The following is a 450-nucleotide window of genomic DNA, read 5'->3' on the forward strand; positions in this document are numbered from 1 at the left end:
GTCTATACGACCGTCAACGTCCAGCATCTCGAAAGCCTGAACGACGTGGTCGGCGCGATCACCGGCATCCGCGTGTGGGAGACCGTGCCCGATCGCGTGTTCGACGCGGCCGACGAAGTCACGCTCGTCGACCTGCCGGCCGAGGAACTGCTCGAGCGGATGCGCGACGGCAAGGTCTATCTCGCGCAGCAGGCCGAGCGCGCGGTGCGCAACTTCTTCCGCAAGGGCAATCTGAGCGCGCTGCGCGAACTCGCGCTGCGGCGCACGGCCGAGCGCGTCGACGCGCAGATGCGCGAGTACCGCGCCGACCGTTCGATCCAGCGCATGGGGCAGGCGCGCGAGCGGTTGCTGGTGTGCGTCGGGCCCGGCCCCGAAGCGCCGACGCTCGTGCGCGCGGCCGCGCGGCTCGCGGCGAGCCTGAAGGCCGACTGGATCGCCGTGTACGTCGAG

1 pseudogene is annotated in these 450 nt (G+C 70.9%); it reads left to right on the forward strand.

Features of this window, described 5'->3' with window-relative positions:
- A pseudogene (locus tag M3180_RS22335) lies at positions 1-450 on the forward strand (sensor histidine kinase); the annotation flags it as partial.

This window comes from Paenibacillus camelliae (assembly GCF_023715345.1).
GTDB classification, from domain to species: Bacteria; Bacillota; Bacilli; order Paenibacillales; family Paenibacillaceae; genus Pristimantibacillus; species Pristimantibacillus camelliae.